This window comes from Aequorivita nionensis (genome assembly GCF_046352995.1).
Taxonomy (GTDB): Bacteria; Bacteroidota; Bacteroidia; order Flavobacteriales; family Flavobacteriaceae; genus Aequorivita; species Aequorivita nionensis.
Map to the genome: position 1 here is coordinate 3,268,387 of NZ_CP130281.1, position 19,963 is coordinate 3,288,349.

General features: G+C 35.9%; 24 protein-coding genes and 1 tRNA gene. 19 read left to right on the forward strand and 6 right to left on the reverse strand.

Annotation, left to right across the window (positions count from 1 at the left end):
- Nucleotides 1–2: 2 nt before the first annotated feature.
- The 5 genes from Q2U82_RS14955 (at nucleotide 3) to Q2U82_RS14975 (ending at nucleotide 5,156) form a co-directional block, all read left to right on the forward strand.
- Complete coding sequence (locus Q2U82_RS14955; protein ID WP_410005612.1) at nucleotides 3–1,718, forward strand: phospho-sugar mutase; 1,716 nt, start codon at nucleotides 3–5, stop codon at nucleotides 1,716–1,718.
- Nucleotides 1,718–3,544: an ABC transporter ATP-binding protein gene (locus Q2U82_RS14960; RefSeq protein WP_410005613.1), complete on the forward strand. Its 1,827-nt coding sequence runs from the start codon at nucleotides 1,718–1,720 to the stop codon at nucleotides 3,542–3,544. Before Q2U82_RS14955 ends, Q2U82_RS14960 begins: the two co-directional genes overlap by 1 nt.
- A gap of 65 nt (nucleotides 3,545–3,609) precedes the next feature.
- A complete protein-coding gene (locus Q2U82_RS14965; RefSeq protein WP_410005614.1) occupies nucleotides 3,610–4,164 on the forward strand; it encodes an RNA polymerase sigma factor in 555 nt (184 codons plus the stop codon).
- Nucleotides 4,165–4,188: 24 nt separating this feature from the next.
- Nucleotides 4,189–4,689, forward strand: coding sequence for a hypothetical protein (locus tag Q2U82_RS14970; RefSeq protein WP_410005615.1), 501 nt, complete (start codon nucleotides 4,189–4,191; stop codon nucleotides 4,687–4,689).
- On the forward strand, nucleotides 4,686–5,156 hold the full coding sequence (locus tag Q2U82_RS14975; protein ID WP_410005616.1) for a hypothetical protein: 471 nt from the start codon (nucleotides 4,686–4,688) through the stop codon (nucleotides 5,154–5,156). The genes Q2U82_RS14970 and Q2U82_RS14975 overlap by 4 nt, the downstream gene beginning before the upstream one ends.
- A gap of 48 nt (nucleotides 5,157–5,204) precedes the next feature.
- Here the strand turns inward: Q2U82_RS14975 and Q2U82_RS14980 are convergent, their stop codons facing one another.
- Nucleotides 5,205–6,050 (reverse strand): DUF2911 domain-containing protein, encoded by an 846-nt coding sequence (locus Q2U82_RS14980; RefSeq protein WP_410005617.1) that lies wholly within the window; start codon nucleotides 6,048–6,050, stop codon nucleotides 5,205–5,207.
- Between the two features lie 332 nt (nucleotides 6,051–6,382).
- On the opposite strand from Q2U82_RS14980, the gene Q2U82_RS14985 reads away from it, so the two are divergent.
- The 5 genes from Q2U82_RS14985 (at nucleotide 6,383) to Q2U82_RS15005 (ending at nucleotide 9,889) form a co-directional block, all read left to right on the forward strand.
- Nucleotides 6,383–6,844, forward strand: coding sequence for an SRPBCC family protein (locus Q2U82_RS14985; protein WP_410005618.1), 462 nt, complete (start codon nucleotides 6,383–6,385; stop codon nucleotides 6,842–6,844).
- Between the two features lie 19 nt (nucleotides 6,845–6,863).
- A complete protein-coding gene (locus Q2U82_RS14990) occupies nucleotides 6,864–7,559 on the forward strand; it encodes an SDR family NAD(P)-dependent oxidoreductase (protein WP_410005619.1) in 696 nt (231 codons plus the stop codon).
- A gap of 1 nt (nucleotide 7,560) precedes the next feature.
- Nucleotides 7,561–8,865 carry a cryptochrome/photolyase family protein gene (locus Q2U82_RS14995; protein ID WP_410005620.1) on the forward strand — a complete coding sequence of 435 codons (1,305 nt, stop codon included), beginning with the start codon at nucleotides 7,561–7,563 and terminating at the stop codon, nucleotides 8,863–8,865.
- 109 nt (nucleotides 8,866–8,974) lie between these two features.
- Complete coding sequence (locus Q2U82_RS15000) at nucleotides 8,975–9,223, forward strand: (4Fe-4S)-binding protein (RefSeq protein WP_410005621.1); 249 nt, start codon at nucleotides 8,975–8,977, stop codon at nucleotides 9,221–9,223.
- A gap of 78 nt (nucleotides 9,224–9,301) precedes the next feature.
- Nucleotides 9,302–9,889 carry a hypothetical protein gene (locus Q2U82_RS15005; protein ID WP_410005622.1) on the forward strand — a complete coding sequence of 196 codons (588 nt, stop codon included), beginning with the start codon at nucleotides 9,302–9,304 and terminating at the stop codon, nucleotides 9,887–9,889.
- A gap of 6 nt (nucleotides 9,890–9,895) precedes the next feature.
- Here the strand turns inward: Q2U82_RS15005 and murA are convergent, their stop codons facing one another.
- The 3 genes from murA to Q2U82_RS15020 all read right to left on the reverse strand — a co-directional run bounded on the left by murA (nucleotide 9,896) and on the right by Q2U82_RS15020 (nucleotide 12,256).
- Entirely contained in the window at nucleotides 9,896–11,209 is a 1,314-nt protein-coding gene (murA, locus tag Q2U82_RS15010) for a UDP-N-acetylglucosamine 1-carboxyvinyltransferase (protein ID WP_410005623.1), read from the reverse strand.
- 18 nt (nucleotides 11,210–11,227) lie between these two features.
- A complete protein-coding gene (locus Q2U82_RS15015) occupies nucleotides 11,228–11,890 on the reverse strand; it encodes a DUF4290 domain-containing protein (protein ID WP_410005624.1) in 663 nt (220 codons plus the stop codon).
- 75 nt (nucleotides 11,891–11,965) lie between these two features.
- Nucleotides 11,966–12,256 carry a DUF493 family protein gene (locus Q2U82_RS15020; protein ID WP_410005625.1) on the reverse strand — a complete coding sequence of 97 codons (291 nt, stop codon included), beginning with the start codon at nucleotides 12,254–12,256 and terminating at the stop codon, nucleotides 11,966–11,968.
- 84 nt (nucleotides 12,257–12,340) lie between these two features.
- Here Q2U82_RS15020 and Q2U82_RS15025 point away from each other — a divergent pair, with 84 nt between their 5' ends.
- The 5 genes from Q2U82_RS15025 (at nucleotide 12,341) to Q2U82_RS15045 (ending at nucleotide 16,965) form a co-directional block, all read left to right on the forward strand.
- Complete coding sequence (locus Q2U82_RS15025) at nucleotides 12,341–12,889, forward strand: AAA family ATPase (RefSeq protein ID WP_410005626.1); 549 nt, start codon at nucleotides 12,341–12,343, stop codon at nucleotides 12,887–12,889.
- The gene (locus Q2U82_RS15030; RefSeq protein ID WP_410005627.1) at nucleotides 12,886–14,784 is read left to right on the forward strand and encodes an ATP-dependent DNA helicase RecQ; all 1,899 of its coding nucleotides are present in this window, start codon (nucleotides 12,886–12,888) and stop codon (nucleotides 14,782–14,784) included. Before Q2U82_RS15025 ends, Q2U82_RS15030 begins: the two co-directional genes overlap by 4 nt.
- A gap of 4 nt (nucleotides 14,785–14,788) precedes the next feature.
- Nucleotides 14,789–15,748, forward strand: coding sequence for a methionyl-tRNA formyltransferase (gene fmt / locus Q2U82_RS15035; protein ID WP_410005628.1), 960 nt, complete (start codon nucleotides 14,789–14,791; stop codon nucleotides 15,746–15,748).
- Nucleotides 15,749–15,929: 181 nt separating this feature from the next.
- Nucleotides 15,930–16,202, forward strand: a complete 273-nt coding sequence (locus Q2U82_RS15040) for an HU family DNA-binding protein (protein WP_111845851.1) — start codon at nucleotides 15,930–15,932, stop codon at nucleotides 16,200–16,202.
- Nucleotides 16,203–16,404: 202 nt separating this feature from the next.
- Entirely contained in the window at nucleotides 16,405–16,965 is a 561-nt protein-coding gene (locus tag Q2U82_RS15045; RefSeq protein WP_410005629.1) for a YqgE/AlgH family protein, read from the forward strand.
- Here Q2U82_RS15045 and Q2U82_RS15050 read toward each other — a convergent pair.
- The gene (locus Q2U82_RS15050; protein WP_410007169.1) at nucleotides 16,962–17,807 is read right to left on the reverse strand and encodes an aminotransferase class IV; all 846 of its coding nucleotides are present in this window, start codon (nucleotides 17,805–17,807) and stop codon (nucleotides 16,962–16,964) included. The two genes, Q2U82_RS15045 and Q2U82_RS15050, sit on opposite strands and share 4 nt — an antisense overlap.
- Before the next feature lie 56 nt (nucleotides 17,808–17,863).
- Nucleotides 17,864–18,250, reverse strand: coding sequence for an START-like domain-containing protein (locus Q2U82_RS15055; protein WP_410005630.1), 387 nt, complete (start codon nucleotides 18,248–18,250; stop codon nucleotides 17,864–17,866).
- A 193-nt stretch (nucleotides 18,251–18,443) separates the two neighbouring features.
- Between Q2U82_RS15055 and Q2U82_RS15060 the strand changes: the two genes are divergently transcribed.
- From Q2U82_RS15060 to Q2U82_RS15075, 4 genes are all read left to right on the forward strand, one after another.
- Nucleotides 18,444–18,517, forward strand: a tRNA-Met gene (locus tag Q2U82_RS15060).
- Nucleotides 18,518–19,141: 624 nt separating this feature from the next.
- On the forward strand, nucleotides 19,142–19,297 hold the full coding sequence (locus tag Q2U82_RS15065; RefSeq protein ID WP_410005631.1) for a hypothetical protein: 156 nt from the start codon (nucleotides 19,142–19,144) through the stop codon (nucleotides 19,295–19,297).
- A 259-nt stretch (nucleotides 19,298–19,556) separates the two neighbouring features.
- The gene (locus tag Q2U82_RS15070; protein ID WP_410005632.1) at nucleotides 19,557–19,820 is read left to right on the forward strand and encodes a hypothetical protein; all 264 of its coding nucleotides are present in this window, start codon (nucleotides 19,557–19,559) and stop codon (nucleotides 19,818–19,820) included.
- Nucleotides 19,817–19,960 (forward strand): hypothetical protein, encoded by a 144-nt coding sequence (locus Q2U82_RS15075; protein ID WP_410005633.1) that lies wholly within the window; start codon nucleotides 19,817–19,819, stop codon nucleotides 19,958–19,960. The genes Q2U82_RS15070 and Q2U82_RS15075 overlap by 4 nt, the downstream gene beginning before the upstream one ends.
- The last annotated feature ends 3 nt before the right edge of the window (nucleotides 19,961–19,963 follow it).

Genomic DNA, 19,963 nt, shown 5'->3' on the forward strand with positions numbered 1-19,963 from the left:
GAATGATTTACGTAGATCCGAAAATTTTAGCCCGCGTTAACCAGTGGCTCACCCCTTTTTTCGACGAAAAAACCCAGCACGATATTAAAGAAATGATTGCTAACGATCCAGAAGGATTGGAAGACAGTTTTTATAAAAACCTAGAATTCGGCACTGGCGGAATGCGAGGCATTATGGGACTTGGCGATAACCGAATCAATAAATACACACTGGGGAAAAACACCCAAGGCCTTTCAAATTATTTAAAAGAACAATTCCCCAATAAAGAAACCAAGGTTGCTATAGCTTATGATTGCCGGCACAACAGCAAAGAATTTGCAAAAGTTGTCGCTGATGTTTTTTCAGCAAACGGTATAAAGGTTTTTCTTTTTTCAGAATTACGCCCCACACCAGAGCTTTCTTTCGCAGTAAAACACTTGGACTGTCAAGCTGGAATAGTTTTAACAGCTTCACACAATCCGCCAGAATATAACGGCTACAAAGTGTATTGGCAAGATGGCGGACAATTGGTTCCACCGCAGGACAACGAAATAATTGCTGAAATAAATTCGCTTAAATATGAAGATATAAAGTTTGAAGCAAATAAAAATTTAATTCAACTTATTGACACTGAAGTTGACGAAGCTTTCGCGAATGCTTCTGTTGAAAATGGAACTTTCAACACTTCCCAAATAGCCAAAGACAATTTAAAAATTGTTTTCACTTCGCTTCACGGTACTTCTATCACAATGATTCCGAAGGTTTTGGAACAGGCTGGCTATAAAAACGTGTTGATTGTTGAAGAACAGGCTGAACCAAACGGAGATTTCCCAACCGTAAAATCGCCAAACCCAGAAGAGCCAGCCGCTTTAAAAATGGCTTTGGAACTTGCTGACAAAGAAAATGCAGATATCGTTATTGGAACCGACCCAGATTGCGATCGTTTGGGAGTTGCCGTAAGAAATGATAAAAACGAAATGGTTTTGCTTAACGGAAACCAGACAATGGTTTTGATGACGCATTTCCTTTTAGAGCAGTGGAAGAAAACAGGAAAACTTAACGGAAAACAATTTGTAGCCTCAACTATTGTTTCTACACCAATGGTTGAAAAGGTCGCAGAACATTTCAACGTAAAATATATTGAAGGGCTTACGGGTTTTAAGTGGATTGCCAAAATGATCAAAGATTTCCCCGAGCTGGAATTTATTGGTGGCGGCGAGGAAAGTTTTGGCTATTTAGTTGGTGATTTTGTCCGTGATAAAGACGCGGTTACCGCTACCCTACTTGCTTGCGAGATTGCGGCCCAGAAAAAACATGTTGGCAGCAGTATGTTTCAATATTTGAATGCCATTTACAACCAATTCGGAAACTATCGTGAGCATTTAATTTCAATTACCAAAAAAGGAAAAAAAGGCGCCGAGGAAATTGCTGCAATAATGAAAACCCTTCGCGAAAACCCATTTAAGGAAATTGCTGGTAGCAAAGTAATTCGATTGGACGATGTTTCCAAAAACGAAACAACGGATTTCACAAAACAGGAAACTTTGTCACTAAACCTGCCAAAATCCAACGTTTTGATTTATTATACCGAGGATGGCAGCAAAATTGCAGCGCGACCCAGCGGTACGGAACCGAAAATAAAGTTCTACATTAGCGTGAACACTTCCGAAAAGGAAAGTTTTGAAGAAATTCTTCAGAAAAAAATTGATGCTATTGCCGGCCAATTAAATATTAGTTAATGAATTATTTCAAAAAAGTAATACGATATGTCCTCCCTTATAAAAGGTATGCGTATCTAAATATATTTTTCAATGTTTTATATGCATTGTTCGGCACCCTATCTTTTGTGGCCCTTATTCCGGTTTTTGAAATTATATTTAGTAACAATCGCACACTTGGAACAAAACCAATATATGATGGTATTTCAAAAATAAAAGAATATTTACAGGAATCATTAAATTACGTTATCATTGATAACATCAACAAATACGGAGAGTTTAAAGTACTTATGTATATGGTAGGTATAATTATCTCTCTCTTTTTATTGAAAAATTTGAGCAACTATTTAGCAATGTTCTATTCTACTTTTATGCGGAATGGAGTTTTGAGAGATCTTCGTAACGATCTTTATAGAAAAGTAATTAGTTTTCCGTTGGCATTTTATTCTGAAAAAAGAAAAGGAGATACCATCTCTCGTTTGAGCGGTGATGTTGATGAAGTGAAAAACTCCGTGCTTTCCGTTCTGGAAATGATAGTTCGCGAGCCACTTACTATACTTTTTTCCTTAATAACAATGCTCCTTATAAGTGCTAAACTAACCCTTTTTGTATTTCTGTTTTTGCCTATTTCTGGGTTTTTAATTTCAAAAATTGGTAAGTCCTTAAAAAAGCGTTCTTTAAAAGTACAGGAAGAACAAGGTATTTTTCTTTCCATTCTGGAGGAAACCATGGGCGGATTACGGATAATAAAAGCATTTCATGCCGAAAATCTATTTCAAAAGAAGTTTGAGGATAGCAATGAGCGATTTTACAAATATTCCAACAACGTAACGAATAGACAAAACCTCGCTTCTCCAGTTAGTGAACTTTTAGGAATTATAACCATAGGAATTCTTTTGGTTTTTGGAGGTTATTTAGTGTTTATTGACAAAACTCTTGAGGCCAGTTTTTTTATTGGCTATATTACGTTGGCGTACAACATTCTTACCCCAGCTAAAGCCATTGCAAAAGCAAGTTATTCCATAAAACGCGCAGATGGTTCTGCAAAACGTATTTTCGAATTATTGGAAACTGAAAATACAATTACAGATATTGAAAACCCTGTTCAAAAAGAAGGTTTTGATGGCGTTATTTCCATCAAGAATATTTCCTTTAAATATGAAGATCAATACGTGTTGAAAGATTTCTCTTTGGAAATTCCCAAAGGAAAGACCGTAGCGCTCGTTGGACAATCAGGTAGTGGAAAAAGTACTATTGCAAACCTGCTTACGCGTTTTTATGATGTAAACAAAGGTAGCATTGAAATTGATGGAGTAGATATAAAAGATATATCGAAAAAATCTTTACGTGGTTTAATGGGAATCGTTTCGCAGGATTCCATCTTATTTAATGACTCTGTGGCAAACAACTTAAAGCTAGGAAAGCCTTTAGCTTCCGATTCAGAGTTAATGGATGCTGCGCAAATAAGCAACTCCTATGAATTTATTAAAGACCTTCCGGAAGGTTTTGATACAAATATTGGCGACAGCGGGAACAAACTGAGCGGCGGACAAAAACAACGCCTTAGCATTGCTCGTGCCGTTCTCAAAAATCCACCAATTATGATTTTGGACGAAGCAACTTCAGCTTTGGATACCGAAAGCGAGCGTTTGGTGCAGGATGCCTTGGAAAAAATGATGAAAAACAGAACTTCCATTGTTATTGCGCACCGTCTTTCAACCATTCAAAATGCAGATAATATTGTGGTACTTTCCAAAGGAAAAATTGTTGAGCAAGGCAAACACCAAGAGCTTTTGGAGAAAAAAGGCGTTTACTTCAGTTTGGTGGAAATGCAATCACTTGCATAATTATATATACTATATTAAACCATTGTTCTGTAACTTAGTCTTATAAATAAGTTGCTCGCTTAAAAATGGTTGAAGAACAAGAACTTGTAACGGCATTGCAGACCGAATCGGAAAAGGAATCTGCCTTTCGGGAGCTAGTTACGCAGTATAAAGAACGGCTCTATTGGCAAATCCGGAATATGGTTTTGGATCACGATGATGCTGATGATGTGCTTCAAAATACCTTTATCAAGATTTTTAGAAATATTAATTCCTTTAAAGGTGAGAGTAAGTTGCACACTTGGATGTACCGAATTGCAGCAAATGAATCCATCACCTTTCTTAACAAAAAAGCGAAACGCAATAATGTTTCAATGGAAAACGTGAAAGATAATGCTCTGCGCAATTTAGAAAGCGATGTATATTTTGAAGGTGACCAATTACAGCTTCAGTTTCAAAAAGCGATTGCAACGCTTCCTGATAGACAACGATTAATTTTTACAATGAAATATTTTGAAGACCACACTTTTGAGGAACTTTCAGAAATTTTGGAAACCTCTGTTGGCGGATTGAAAAGCAGCTATCACATTGCAGTAAAGAAAATTACAGAATTCATAAAAACACAGGATGAAACTCTTTAACGTTTTTCAAGTCCTAATGGAACAATGAAAGAAAATAAAAACATATCTGGTTTTAAAACTCCTGAAAATTATTTCGATGATTTTGAGAAACGACTTTTCAACAGGATTTCAGAAGAAAAATTCCCGAAATCTGCTGGACATAAGGTTCCTGATGGTTATTTCGAAAACCTTGAGGACCGTGTTTTAAAAACGGTAATCAATTCAGAAAAACCTACGAAAGTAATTCCGCTTTTCCCAAAAAAATATTTTGGTTATGCAGCAGCAATAGCGGCTTGCTTGCTTATTGGCTTTACTCTTTTCAATACCAAAACCGACAACTCAAGTTTGGATTCGCTACAATTGGCAGCCATTGACACGTACATTGAAGACGGTAATTTAAATTTAGACCTTTATGATCTCACTTCTTATATTGATGATGAAGATATTACAGACTTAAATTTTGAAAATCAGCAATTTTCAGAAACCACACTGGAAAACTACCTTTTAGAAAATGTGGATGAAGAAATTTTAATAAACGAACAATGAAAAAATTAATTTTTATATTCCTACTTGCATCAATAGCTATGCAGGCCCAGGACGGGAAACACGAAAAAATTAAAGCTTTAAAAACAGCTTATATTACGGAGAAGTTATCGCTAACATCAAATGAAGCAGAGAAATTTTGGCCAATTTATAATAAGTATGATGACAAATTCCACGCGCTTCGAAAGAAAGAAAAAAGCGAAATCTATCAAAAGTTGAGAGATGGACTGGATAAAATGAACGACACTGAAGCAAATGCATTGATTGACACTAGCCTATCTTTGGAGAGTGAACAGTTGGAGCTACGCAAACAGATGATTGCTGAACTTCGTGGGGTAATTTCATCAAAGAAAATAATTATCCTAAAAAAAACGGAAGACGACTTTAAACGCGAGCTTTTAGACAGATACCGAAATGGTCACAGTAACAAAGGCGAGAAAGGACCCAAGGGGCCAAAAGGCCCAAAATAAAAAAAGCCCCGAATGTTCGGGGCTTATTCGTTTAAGGAAGTGAAGCTATTACATTGCCCCCCATTCTTTTAAAGACTTTTGGTTTAAAGCCACATAATCATTATTCCCTGCAGTTTTTGCAAGCTCCATTGATTTTTTAGCAGCTTCAATAGCGCCCTTTTTATCCCCTGCCTTTGCATAAATTAAAGATTTTTGGCGCAGTTGCCAAAAAGCAGGCTCTTTGTTCATATTGATAGATTTATCAATCCAAGTTTTGGCTTGGTTGATGTCCTTTCCTGTTTCAAGATAATATACAGCCGCTGCATAATAATCATTAGCACTTGGGCCATTCATCACTTTTTGGATGTTATCAGAAACCGCTTTATCAGTTCCAAATTTAATTGGCACACCTACATAAGTCTTTTCCCAAAGTATCCCCAGCATAGCAGAATCATTTTTCAACTCATCAAAGCTCATTGTGAAAGTTTCAATATTCATTGGCATTGGATATGCTTGTACAGAAACTTGTGCTGCTACCTTGCTGTCATCCCATTTTTCTGGAGTTCCCCAATTGTTTGTATCGCTATAAAAATAAACTTCCCAGTTTGAAGCACCTGGCTTTGTGAAGATGGCGTATGAACCAGCTTTAACAGATTTACCACCAATTTCAACATTTTCACTAAAAGTGATTTTTGTATTAGCATTTGCTCCAGTACGCCACATAGCGTCATAAGGAACCAAACCACCAAATATGGTTCTGCCTTTCATAGAGGGTCTTGAATATTCCAGAGTTACGTCTGTAAGGCCAACTTTTTGTTCAATTTTTTGAAACGGACTGGGCTGTGGGGTTGTAATTTGTGCCTGAATACCAACAGTTAATATTAAGGCGGAAAAAAGTAAAATAATCTTTTTCATGATAATGATTTTTAGTGGTTTATATCTCCTCACGAAAATACAATATGCAGGAGTTTAAAAAGTTAAGAAAAGCTTAAAAAATTAAAAAACTGTCGATGAAAGAATCATCATAATTCAAGCTATAGTTTAATTACGGAAGAATTGTTAATTATTTGTTTAAACTTTTTTATATATCTTGAAACAAACTATTTTTAATGAAAATTAAAAAAAAATGTTGAAGTTTTTAAAAAAATTATTTAAGCCGCGTTTCCATAGAGAAAATGTGAAAACCAATAACAATAGATTATTACTTATGAATCGGAAATTAGCATTTAATCGAAATGAAAGGCTAAATGAAAATTTATAAGCTGCATGCAAAGCAGAACCTTCCAATTTCTGTGGATGAAGCCTGGAGTTTTCTGTCTAATCCTGAAAACCTAAAAGTAATTACACCCGATTATATGGGTTTCAATATTCAATCTGGAGCAGACAGACCAATGTTTGCAGGGCAGATTATTGAATATATAGTCACCCCAATTTTGGGCATCAAAACCAAATGGGTCACCGAAATTACCCACGTAGTTGACAAAGAATATTTTGTGGACGAGCAACGCTTCGGGCCTTACACACTTTGGCATCACAAACATTTTATAAAAGAAATTGACGGCGGGGTTGAAATGGAAGACTTGCTACATTACAAACTTCCGTTTGGTTTTCTTGGTCAGTTGGTGCATCCTTTTTTGGTAAAACCGAAGTTGGATGAAATATTTGAATACCGAAAAAACAAGCTGGTGGAACTATTTGGAACGATGTAATTTCAAAAAAAATAGAACAATGCAGAAAAATATACTTTTAATCGGTGGTTCTTATGGAATTGGAGCTTCAATCGCTTCTAAGTTAAAAGAAAACCACAACATAATTATTGCATCGCGAAGCAGCGAAAATATTCCAAAAGGAGTTACACACTTCGCCTTTGATGCTTTGAAAGATGATATTACAACCTTGGATTTGCCCGAAAAAATTGATGGCCTTGTCTATTGTCCAGGTAGTATCAATTTAAAACCTTTTAAAATGATGCGTACCGAAACGTTCAAAGAAGATATGGAACTCAACTTCCATTCGCTGGTTCGGGTGGTAAACGGTTTGTTGCCCAAACTGAAAAATTCAGAACAAGCTAGTCTTGTTTTTTTTAGTACGGTTGCGGTAAAAGTGGGTATGCCTTTCCACACAAGCGTTGCTGCGGCAAAAGGTGCTATTGAAGGTTTTACGAAAGCACTTGCAGCGGAATATGCGCCCAATTTTAGGGTAAATGTAATTGCGGCTTCTTTAACAGACTCGCCTTTGGCTTCAAAACTTTTGAATAGCGATGCCAAAAAGGAAAAAATGGCGGAGCGTCATCCATTAAAAAAAGTAGGCGATACAGAAGATATTGCTGCTATGGCTGCATTTCTTTTAAATGAGGAATCGAAATGGATTACAGGTCAGGTTTTTGGCGTTGACGGCGGACTTTCAACATTAAACATCAATTAAATTGGCTGAAAAAGTAAACATCTTTTGGTTCCGAAGAGATCTGCGATTGGATGACAATGTTGGCTTTTCCAAAGCGCTGCACGGAAAATTTCCGGTACTGCCAGTTTTCATATTTGATTCTGAAATACTCAACGAGCTCCCAAAAGACGACGCCCGTATCACATTTATTTTTGAAACACTTCAAAAAATGCGCAACGAATTGCAGGAACACGGCAGTAGCCTTGCAATATATCACGGAAAGCCACAGGAAGTTTTTAATAAAGTGATTTCAGAATTTGAGGTTCAAAACGTAATTACCAATCACGATTATGAACCTTATGCAAAAAAGCGTGATGAAGCGGTTGAAAATTTACTTACCGAAAAGGAAATAGGCTTTTACACTTTTAAAGACCAAGTTATTTTTGAAAAAGACGAAATAGTGAAAGACGATGGCGATCCGTACATTGTTTACACGCCCTATATGAAGAAGTGGAAGGAAAAATTCAAAAAGGATTATACTGAAAAGATTTACTACACCAATGAATTTTTAAAAAATCTATATCAAAATTCGCGACTTCCGAATCTTTCGTTAAGCGATATTGGTTTTAAAAACTCTAAAATCAAAATTCCTGAATATGATGTTACGCCAACAACCATTCAAGAATATGAAAAGCGGCGCAATTTTCCTGCGGAGGATGCAACTTCACATTTGGGGCCGCACCTTCGTTTTGGAACTGTGAGTATCCGCAAAATGATAAAAAAAGCAACTGCGGAAAAGAACGAAGTGTTTTGGCAGGAACTTATTTGGAGGGAGTTTTTTATGCAAATTCTTTGGCATTTTCCTGAAACAGTAGAGAATGCCTTCAAAAAGAAGTATGACCGCATAGAATGGCGTAACAATGAAGAAGAATTTAAAATGTGGAAAGAAGGGAAAACTGGTTATCCATTAGTTGACGCAGGAATGCGCCAACTGAATGAAACAGGCTATATGCACAACCGCGTGCGAATGGTAGTCGCAAGTTTTCTATGTAAGCATCTTTTAATAGATTGGCGTTGGGGCGAAGCCTATTTTGCCGAAAAGCTTCTTGATTACGAAATGGCAAGCAACGTGGGCAATTGGCAATGGGCAGCTGGAAGTGGCGTTGATGCAGCTCCGTATTTCAGGATTTTTAATCCAACTACACAGATTGAAAAGTTTGATAAAGATTACAAATACATTAAAAAATATGTTTCAGAATATGATACAAAAAATTATCCCGAAAAAATAGTTGACCACAAAGAAGCACGTGAAAGATGCTTGCAAGTTTATAAAGAAGCAGTTTATTAAAATCTGTTAATTTATGTACGATTATTCCTAATTTGTGTATTATATCGATAAAATATATAGTTTTATCGATATTTTTAAAAGAATTTTACAAAACCCCAATTGTAAATCTATGGAAGCCTACAAAAATGTATTCACCAATGGTGAAGTTATTGTTACCTATGAACCTAGTCTTTGTATTCATGCTGAGGCCTGTGCAAAAGGTCTTTCTTCAGTATTCAAAACTTCAGTCATACCCTGGATTGATTTAGAAGGAGCTACTACAAAAAAAATCATTTCACAAGTAAAAAAATGTCCTTCAGGAGCACTCTCATGTTCTAAAGTAACAACTAGGGAGTTTGTTAAAGATTTTGTAATTTGAAGTGAAATTTGGGCGGTTGTGCACAATTTTTTCTACTCTTGCACTGTTAAGTAAAGCATCGCAAACAAACCTGAAGCCATGAAGAAGATTTTATCCCTAATCCTTCCCCTATTCTTTTTTAGCCTGACAATTACAGCCCAGGATTCAATTCAAGTAAATAAAAACACACTAAATGACCAGATGACTGAGGTTTTTGACAAAAGCAACAGTTATCAAGAATATAAGGTTGTTAAAAAAACCCAATTAGCTACTTTAAGGCGAAATATTTTAGACTCAGTTTCTACTTTGCAAAAGAAAATTGCCCTTATGGAAAGCGAGGTGTCTCAAGAAAGAATTGCTGTTGATTCTCTTGGACAAAACCTAAAAAACACACAACAAAACCTTATTAAAGCTAAAGAAAAAGAGGATGGCATTGAGGTGTTTGGCATCCTAACATCCAAAGCTACCTACAACGCTATAATGTGGGGTATAATATTAATTTTATTGCTAATAAGTGGATTTTTATTCTACAGATTTCTGAACAGTCACAAAATCACAAATGCCGCACAATTGAAAATGGCGGAGATGGAAATTGAACTGGAAGATTATCGCAGAAACAGTTTAGAGCGCGAGCAAAAGCTGCGAAGAAAACTACAGGACGAAATCAACAAAAACCGTAAAGCTTAAAATTTATTAAGGCTCTGTTCTTGTAATTTTTGCGCCAATGGCACGAAGCCGTTCATCAATATTTTCATAACCTCGATCAATCTGCTCAATATTGTGGATGGTACTTGTACCTTCTGCTGAAAGTGCTGCAATCAACAATGAAATTCCTGCCCGAATATCTGGCGAAACCATTGTCGTAGCTTTAAGGTTAGATTGAAAATTGTGGCCAATAACAGTTGCTCTGTGCGGATCGCAAAGAATAATTTTGGCTCCCATATCTATCAACTTATCTACAAAGAACAAACGGCTTTCAAACATTTTTTGGTGAATGAGCACACTTCCTTTTGCTTGGGTACAGACCACAAGAACAATACTCAATAAATCTGGAGTAAAACCAGGCCACGGTGCATCTGCCACGGTGAGTATGGAACCATCGATATATCCTTGAATCTCGTATTCCTTATGTGATGGTATATGTATATCGTCGCCTTTCTTATTAAGTTTAATACCCAATTTTCTAAAGGTTTCTGGTATTAACCCTAAATTTTCCCAACTAACATTTTTAATGGTTATTTCACTATGAGTCATTGCGGCCAAACCAATCCAGCTACCAATCTCTATCATATCTGGCAAGACTCTGTGTTTGCAGCCACCTAGGTTGTCAACACCTTCAATAGTTAATAGATTAGAGCCAACACCGCTGATTTTTGCGCCCATCGCGTTCAGCATTTTGCAAAGTTGCTGAAGATAGGGCTCGCAGGCAGCGTTATAAATAGTCGTAATTCCTTTTGCCAAAACCGCAGCCATAACAATGTTCGCTGTACCCGTAACCGAGGCTTGGTCCAAAAGCATATAAGTTCCCTTTAAACCTTTTGGAGCTTCAACACCATAAAAGCGTTCCTCCTTATTATATCTAAATTTTGCGCCAAGTTTTATAAAACCTTCAAAATGTGTATCGAGTCTTCTTCTTCCAATTTTATCGCCGCCAGGTCTAGGAATATAACCTTTCCCAAATCTTGCCAACAAAGGGCCAACAATCATAATGGAGCCACGTAATGAGCTTCCCTCCTGTTTGAAAAGTTCAGATTCTAGATAATCAAGATTGATATCGTCAGCTGTGAAAGCATATTTGCCCTTTCCAAGTTTTTGGATTTTCACGCCGAGATTTTCTAAAATTTTTATCAGTTTATTGACGTCTAGAATATCTGGAATGTTCTCGATAATAACTTTTTCCGGAGTCAATAATACTGCACAAAGAATTTGTAAGGCTTCGTTTTTGGCACCCTGTGGCGTAATTTCGCCTTTCAGTTTATGCCCGCCCTCTATTTGGAAAGTTCCCATAAATAAACGGTTGATATTTTAATAACGTTTGCGGTTGCGATTGTTATTGCTTGATTTGTAATTTTTCTTTCCCGAAGAAGAATTTGTATTGAAACGTTTTTTGTTTTTCAACAAGTTGGAAGCATCGCTCAAATCTTCATCGCTGTTTTTTAGATTGATTTTTCCATCGGAAAGTTCAAAAAGATGTCCAAAAATTACCTCATCTTCCACAGTATCTTTGTTCCAGTTAAGGAAACATTTCTTCATATGGTTCGCAATGGTAAGAATCAGTCCTTCCTTCTTATCGCCTTCTTCCCAACTGTTTGCCACATCAATCATTCGTTTGATATTATTACCATAAAAACGGTATTTCGGAAAATTTTGGGGATATTTCAATGGCTCAGGACGCTCCATTAACTCTTCCCGAGAAGGAATTGGAAAAGGAGAATCTACATCGAGTTTAAAATCTGAGATAATAAAAAGTTGATCCCAAAGCATTGGTTGAAAATCTGGAACATCGCGAAGGTGTGGATTTAAATTTCCCATTACAGCAATTATGCTTTTGGCAATTTTATTTCGTTCGTCTTTGTCTTCTGTGGCGATCGCTTGCTCTACCATTTTTTGAATATGGCGTCCATATTCAGGAATAATCAATTTTGGGCGCTCTGTATTATATTCTATTTGTGCTACTTCTTGTATCAAAATGTTTTTATTAAGGAAAGAAAATTAGTGTATTCGGAAAGATTGAAAATCATTTCTCACGCAAAATACTAAAAATTATAGTGAAATAACGCCTTCAACGCGGGAAACTTCAAGATATTTTTTGACCACATCATCAGGAGAATCCATTGTTACTTTAATAGAAACACTGGAATAAGTTCCTTTTGATGAATCCCGGGTGTTTATAACAGCATCCGTACCATCAAAAACCCGCTCTATTTCAGCTATTTTTTCCAAACTAGCTGGCACTATAAATTTAAAAAGATAAGGTGATGGCCAGGTGGTATCTTCTTCAAGTTGCTTTTTTAATCGCTCGTAAAATTCTGCAGTATTTTTGTCTTGATCCATTAAATTAGAAATAGCTGTGTAAGCAACAAAGATACACTTTCACCACAAATATTTATTTACTTACTTTGTATAAAATTGAAACTTTTGAAAACGAAAAGAATTGTAATCACTGGCGGACCAGGTTCAGGAAAAACAGCACTTATAACTTATTTGGAACAACAAGGCTATGCCGTTATGCACGAAATTTCGAGAGATGTTATCTTGGAAGCGCAAAAGGAAGGCATTGAGCAACTATTTCTAGAAAATCCAATTCTTTTCAGTGAAAAATTGCTGGAAGGACGACTGAAGCAATTTCACGAAGGAAAAAACTGTGCAGCCCCAATTCTTTTCTATGACCGTGGAATGCCAGACGTTACAGCCTATATGGATTTTGTAAACACCCATTATCCCGAAAATTTTTCAGAAACCTGTCTTGAGCATAAATATGATGAAGTATTCGTACTTCCGCCGTGGGAGGAAATATACAAACAAGATAACGAGCGCTACGAATCTTTTGAGCAAGCCGAAAAAATATTTCATTTTTTGAAAAATGGCTACGAAAACTACGGCTACAAAATTTATGAAGTGCCCGTTGGCACTATTAAAGAACGTGCTCAATCCATAATAAGCACTATTAAGTTAAAAACAATTTGACAAATGTCCGCGACATCCTGACCAAATATTGGGGGTACACTTCCTTCAAACCAATGCAGAAAGAAATAATTGCATCCGTATTAAACGGAAAGGATACTGTGGCTCTTTTGCCCACAGGAGGCGGAAAATCATTGTGTTTTCAAGTTCCCGCTTTGGTCATGGAAGGTATTTGTATTGTGGTTTCGCCTCTGGTGGCGTTGATGGGCGACCAAGTTAATGCGCTGAAAGAACGGGGCATTAAAGCGTTAAACCTGAAAGGCGGAATTTCTTTTGATGAATTAAACACACTACTGGACAATGCACTTTACGGAAATTATAAATTCCTATACCTATCTCCCGAACGACTTCAACAAGAAATAGTCCAAAATTACATCAAACAGATGAACGTGAATTTGATTGCAGTTGATGAGTCGCATTGCATTTCACAATGGGGAAATGATTTTCGGCCAGCATACAAAAACATCACATTGCTTCGGGAAATACATCCGTTAGTTCCAGTAATTGCACTTACCGCAACTGCCACTCCCGAAGTCTTGGAAGACACCATTTCTGAATTAAAAATGGAACTTCCGGCAGTTTTCAAAAATTCATTTGTTCGCGAAAACCTTTCTTATCAAGTTTTTAAGGAGGAAGACAAACTTTACAAAACAGAACAACTTCTTAAGACAAACAAAGGTTCGGCCATAGTTTATGTAAGAAGCAGAAAAAGCACTATTGAAATAAGCGAACAACTAAACAGTTTGGGAATTTCTGCCAGTTTTTATCACGGGGGAATTTCACCAAAGGAAAAAGCACAAAAACTACAGTCTTGGCGAAGTGAGGCATTTTCAACAATGGTCGCCACAAATGCTTTCGGGATGGGCATTGACCATCCAAATGTGCGTTTTGTAATCCATCTGCAAATTCCCGAAAGTCTTGAGAGTTATTTTCAAGAAGCTGGCCGCGCAGGACGCGATGGCGACTATGCAACGGCAGTGCTCCTTTATAATGAGTATGATAAAATATATGTGAAGCAGCAGTTTGTGGAATCATTGCCTACTACTTCCGATTTAAAAAAAATATACCGCACATTAAACAACTATTTTCAAATTCCTTACGGGGAAGGTGAATTCACCAAGCACAATTTTGGTTTTTCTGAATTCTGCAAAACGTACAACCTTAATACATTACTCACTTACAATGCGCTCAATAGCTTGGACCGTTTAAGTATTATTCAACTTTCGCAGGAATTCGGGAGAAAATCAATTGTTCAGTTTTTAATTCCTTCGGAAGAAGTGCTGCATTATTTTGAAAAAGACGTAACTGCTTCCGTTATCGGAAAAACCATTCTGAGAATTTACGGCGGAATATTTGAAATGCCCACTGCAATCAATTTAGATTTAATCACATCAAAAACTGGGCAGTCTATTGAAACCGTTATTGCAGTTCTTAAAAAAATGGAACGTGACCATATCGTTGAAATGATGCTACAGATAACGGACGCTACACTTACCTTTCTTGTGCCCAGGGAAGACGATAAAACCATTAACGTAATTTCTCGAGAAGTGGAAGCGTTAAATCGAAAAAAAACGGCACAAGTAAATTCTGTCTTAAACTATATTGCAAATACCAATACTTGCCGAAGTGTGCAGCTAGTTTCTTATTTTGGCGAAACAACTGCAAGCAAATGCGGAATTTGTTCAGTTTGCAAAACACAAAATTCCAAGTTATCTAATAGAGAAATAGAACATCTTGCCAAACAAATCCTTGCAATACTTGAAAGCGGTGATTTAAGTTCTCGGGAGATTTCAGAAAAACTTACTTTTGCAGAAACCGATATTTTGAAGGTGCTCCGTTTGTTGATTGACGCCGGTAAGATAAAAATCAATCCAAAAAAACAATATTATTTAAACTAAAAAAATGCAGAACGATTTGAGAATAGTGTTTATGGGAACCCCTGATTTTGCGGTTGGGGTTTTAAAAGAAATGACTGAGGCAGGGAAAAATATAGTCGGAGTTATTACTGCTCCCGATAAACCCGCTGGTCGTGGAAGAAAATTAATGGGTTCGGCTATAAAGGAATATGCACTTTCACAAAATCTGAAAATTCTTCAGCCCACAAACTTAAAAGACGAATCGTTTCTGAAAGATTTAAAGGAATTAAATGCCAATCTTCAAGTTGTGGTTGCTTTCCGGATGCTTCCAAAAGCGGTTTGGCAAATGCCCAAATTGGGGACTTTCAACCTTCACGCATCACTCCTACCTCAATATAGAGGTGCTGCACCTATCAACTGGGCAATTATTAATAAGGAGATGAAAACAGGTGTCACCACATTTTTTATTGATGAAAAGATTGATACTGGTTCCATAATAGCAAATAAAGAAGTTATTATTGAAAAAGCTGAAACTGCAGAAACACTTCACGATAAGCTGATGCAAAAGGGAAGCGAACTTGTTTTGGAAACCCTAGATTTAATTGAAAAGGGAAAAGCCAATCCAAAACCACAACCACAAAGCGATAATTTAAAAGACGCGCCCAAGCTAACGCCAGAAAACACACAGATAGACTGGAAAAAACCCGGAGAGGATATTGATGCTTTTATTCGCGGGCTTTCCCCCTATCCAGTGGCTTGGTCAACACTTCATAATAATAATAATAATAATGAAGAATTAAAAGTAAAAATTTATAGTGCCAATTTTGAAAAGGACGATCACAAATTTGAACCAGGAACTATAAAAACTTCAAAAAAGGAACTGAAAGCAGCCTGTTTAGACGGGTACATTATTATTAAGGAAATACAACTACCCGGAAAACGGAAAATGGATGTGTTTTCACTCTTGAATGGGTATTCTTTTGATGAAGATTCCAAACTATCGTAAACCCTTGTCAGTACTGATTTCATTAAAAAAGACCAAAAAAGCGCTGGGTTTATTAACAAACAGTCCAAGTTATCAACAAAAATAAGGATTTACTGCGTCGTTACTTGCCTGAACGGATATTCCTGTTAAATTTGTAGGGCAATTAATCGAAGTTTAACCAACAATTTAATTTAAAAAAATTATGAACAAATCAGATTTAATCGATGCAATGGCAGCTGATGCCGGAATTACAAAAGCTGCTGCTAAGAAATCTTTAGAGTCTTTCTTGGGCAATGTACAAGGTTCACTTAAAAAAGGTAACAGAGTATCTCTAGTAGGTTTCGGATCTTGGTCAGTATCAAAAAGAGCCGCCAGAGAAGGAAGAAACCCTCAAACTGGTAAAACCATTAAAATTGCTGCTAAAAAAGTAGTGAAATTCAAAGCTGGTTCAGATTTACAAAACAGCGTAAACTAATTGTAAAATATTTTACAAATTTTTAAAAACCTTCTTGCCATTAACTTGGAAAGAAGGTTTTTTATTTTATTGATATTTAGTCTTTTAGAATAACGCAATGATTTGTAGCTTTTTATAAATAAAATATAATTTAAACATCGGTTTTGTAAATTTTTGGTAATCTTAAATTTAATTCATAGATTTAAATAACCAAAAAAACAATATGACCACCTTAAAACCAGCCAAGGGATTATTATTGGTTGCTGAGCCATCCATTATAGGGGACGTTTCTTTTAACCGTTCCGTTGTGCTTTTGGCGGAATACAATGAAAATGGTTCGGTAGGTTTTATACTCAACAAGCCTCTGGAACACAAACTAAAAGATTTTGTTCCCGAAGTTAATTCAAAGCTTCCTGTTTATAACGGTGGACCCGTGGAACAGGACAATCTTTATTTTATACACTGCATTCCAGAAATTATTCCAGACAGTATTGAAATTTCCAACGGAATCTATTGGGGAGGCGATTTTAGCGCCATTATTGATTTGCTCAAGGAAGACAAGTTAAAAAAAGACCAAATCCGTTTTTTCTTAGGTTATTCTGGTTGGGAAAGCGAACAATTAGAACAGGAGCTGGAAGTGAATAGCTGGGTTGTGGTTCCAAACAACTACAACAATACTATCATCGGGAAAAGCAACATTAACTTTTGGAAAGAAAAAATGATTGAATTTGGAGGAGATTATGTACTCTGGTCAAATGCCCCAGAGAACCCAAGTTTCAATTAATCCATCCTTACTTTTAAATTCAATTTTGGCAATAACTGTTTGGCCACTTCATTTGTAAATTCCTTTTTTCTATATTTTGTAATAGATACAATGCCTTGAATTGTATTAGTTATAAAAATTTCATCTGCTTTTTGAAGTTCGAAAGGAGAAATAGACGCCTCCTCAATTGTGAAATCTTGCATCTTTTTGAAAATTGAAATCAGTTGTTTTCGAAGAATTCCGTTGAGACAACCATCGGTCAATGGCGGTGTTTTAATATTATTTCCCGAAACTAAAAAGATGTTTCCATTAAGAGCCTCAACCACCTTTTTGTTTTCATTCAGCAGCAAACAGTTTTGATAATCATTTTCTTTTGCGAAAATGCTTCCCAAAATATTTATAAGTCGGTTATTGGTTTTTAATGTTGAGAGCAACCCTGAAATGATGTAATGATCTTTAAAAAGTTCAACTTCATAAGCCTTTTCATATAAAACATAAAATGGTGTATCAAGTTTTTCAAAAGAAATTACATATTCAATATCATTGGTAATTGGAGTGTATTTTCCTCCAGTTTTGCGCCACACGAGTAGTTTTACACGAAATGAAACCTCTTCTTTTTCCAAAGAATCGATGGTCCTTAAAATTTCTCGCTCCAAAAACTCCATTGTAAAGTTCATGGGAATTTCCATCCGAAGTATTCTCATGGAAGCCATTAACCGAAAATAGTGGTCTTCCCAAAAGTATATTTTTCTTCCTGAAAACCGCAAGGTTTCAAAAACAGCATCGCCATAATTTAATCCTCTATTTGCTATTGCGATGGCTGCCTTTTCTTTTGCTATCAGCGTTCCGTTTAAATTCACCATAAAAAAACCGTCCTTTTTTATTGGACGGTGCAAAGGTATTATATTTTAAAGGGATTTTAGGCTGAACCCAAAATTGACTTTAAGTTTGAAATCATATTTTCCCAAAGCATTTTCCCTTCTTCTATTTCATCTTCTTCAGCAAAATCGGTTACCATTAAAGAAACGTCTTTAGTTATCTCATCAACCTGAATGCGAAGTTCAAAATAAAATTCTTCGCCTTCGTCTTCAATCCATCTAAATTTAATGCGTTCCGGGCTTTTTTTGCTCAGTAGTTTGGCGCGTTCTTCACTTTGGGACCAAATAAAAGTGTAGTACTCGCCTCTTGAATTTACGTTGTCCGCATACCATTCGGAAAGTCCCGAAGGTGTTGATATATACTGATATAAAAGTGAAGGGGAAACCTGAATAGGGAATTCCATTTCATATTTTATTTTGTCGTCCATAGCTTAGTGTTAGTTGACGCCCAATATATAGATATTAATTTTAACCTCAAATGAAAGATTTAAAAATTTTCTTTTTAAAAGAACATATAGTCAGATAAAATAATTTAAATAAAAACAGAACCTAATAGTTGCGACAGATAATTTTGTTTTTATCTTTGCACCCGCTTAGGTGTAAAGCTTTGGCGAAAAATATGGCGAGGTAGCTCAGCTGGTTAGAGCGTCGGATTCATAACCCGGAGGTCGCGAGTTCAAGTCTCGCTCTCGCTACGATTACAAAGCGTAACTATTTGAAAAATAATAGTTGCGCTTTTTTATTTGTATGCCTATTATACGGTCGGTATCTTGGTTTTAGCATAAAATCTTCTACTTTTAAATTATGCACTTCTATTGAGCACTAGTTTATTGTTTTCTTGAAAAAATAAAAGATTATTTTTCACGTACACTTTTTACATCTTTTATAGTGTGATCTTAAAAGGTTTATATCTAAAAACCCAGTGAATTGCACAAATTAAAATAGTATTGAATACGTTAAATAATATTGTATGAAAACTGGTGCAACCCAAGAGGAATATGTTTCGTAAACATTAAAACATTAGTGAGCTTAAACTAGAAAAATACCCTCAGAAGAATTTTGGAGTGTAAAACTCCTATTGGTCAGACTTATAAAAAGAATGTGAAAAGTCTTTTCTGACAATAAATATTAAGGTATTTCTTAATTAATTTGATAAATACAAATCAAATAAAAAATCAGTAAGGATTTTAATATGGAAATTTGCACATATCACGATTATTCTTACATTTGTTGAAAATGAGTTAATAAAATATTGGGGTACAGCATTGTATAGGATATAGAAAGGGTTATTTTTACAACTTAACCCTAAAACCTCTATTATGAAGAAGTATTTTTTTGCATTTTTAATGCTAGCCAGTGTAGCCATTAGCTGTACCCCAGAAAACCAAATTAGTGATGAGCAACAAATCGACAAACACAAAGTTTGCCCCCCAGGAGACCGAAACTGTAACGGGATTCTTGACAATCAGGAATAGCAGCAATATTAGTTTTTATATAACTTTTCTTGCAATTGTAGCGGTGCTATCACCGTTTCTACATATATTCTATCTTTTAAATGAAAAAGAGGGCATATTTGGTTTCGCATATATGTCCTCTTTTATGTATTCTTTAAGTCTTCCGTTAATGGCTATCTGTTCGGGCTTGTTATTGAAATTTGTTTCTGGACAATTGTCTCAATTTAACGTTTTCTTTAAACACATAAGCCACTCTTTTCTATTTGTAGGATTCTTTTTTATGATTTATACTTTCCTACCAATATCAGATTTTTCCACATCGGTATATTTTATAACCTTATTTGTTCTTTCCGTAGTTTTAACTTTTGCAGCCCATTTTTTACACAAAGCTGTATTGACAACGGAACAACGCCTTAAAAAAATAATCTCAAAACTTTTTGACTTTATCATTCTTGAAACTCCCCGTAAACACGTTTCTGAAGAAAAACAGATTGACTATGTTATTTCCTATGAAAAAATTATAAACGAAATTGGGGATGAATGAATGAAACACTAAAAATCTTAACGAAACTTCGTATAGCCGGCATGCTCTCAGAAGCGGCAAGGCTTGAAGTAGAAAAAAAGCTAATGGAAAAACCGAAACCGGAGCTTTTGGAAGACAATGCTAATATTAGCTTAAGCTAAATG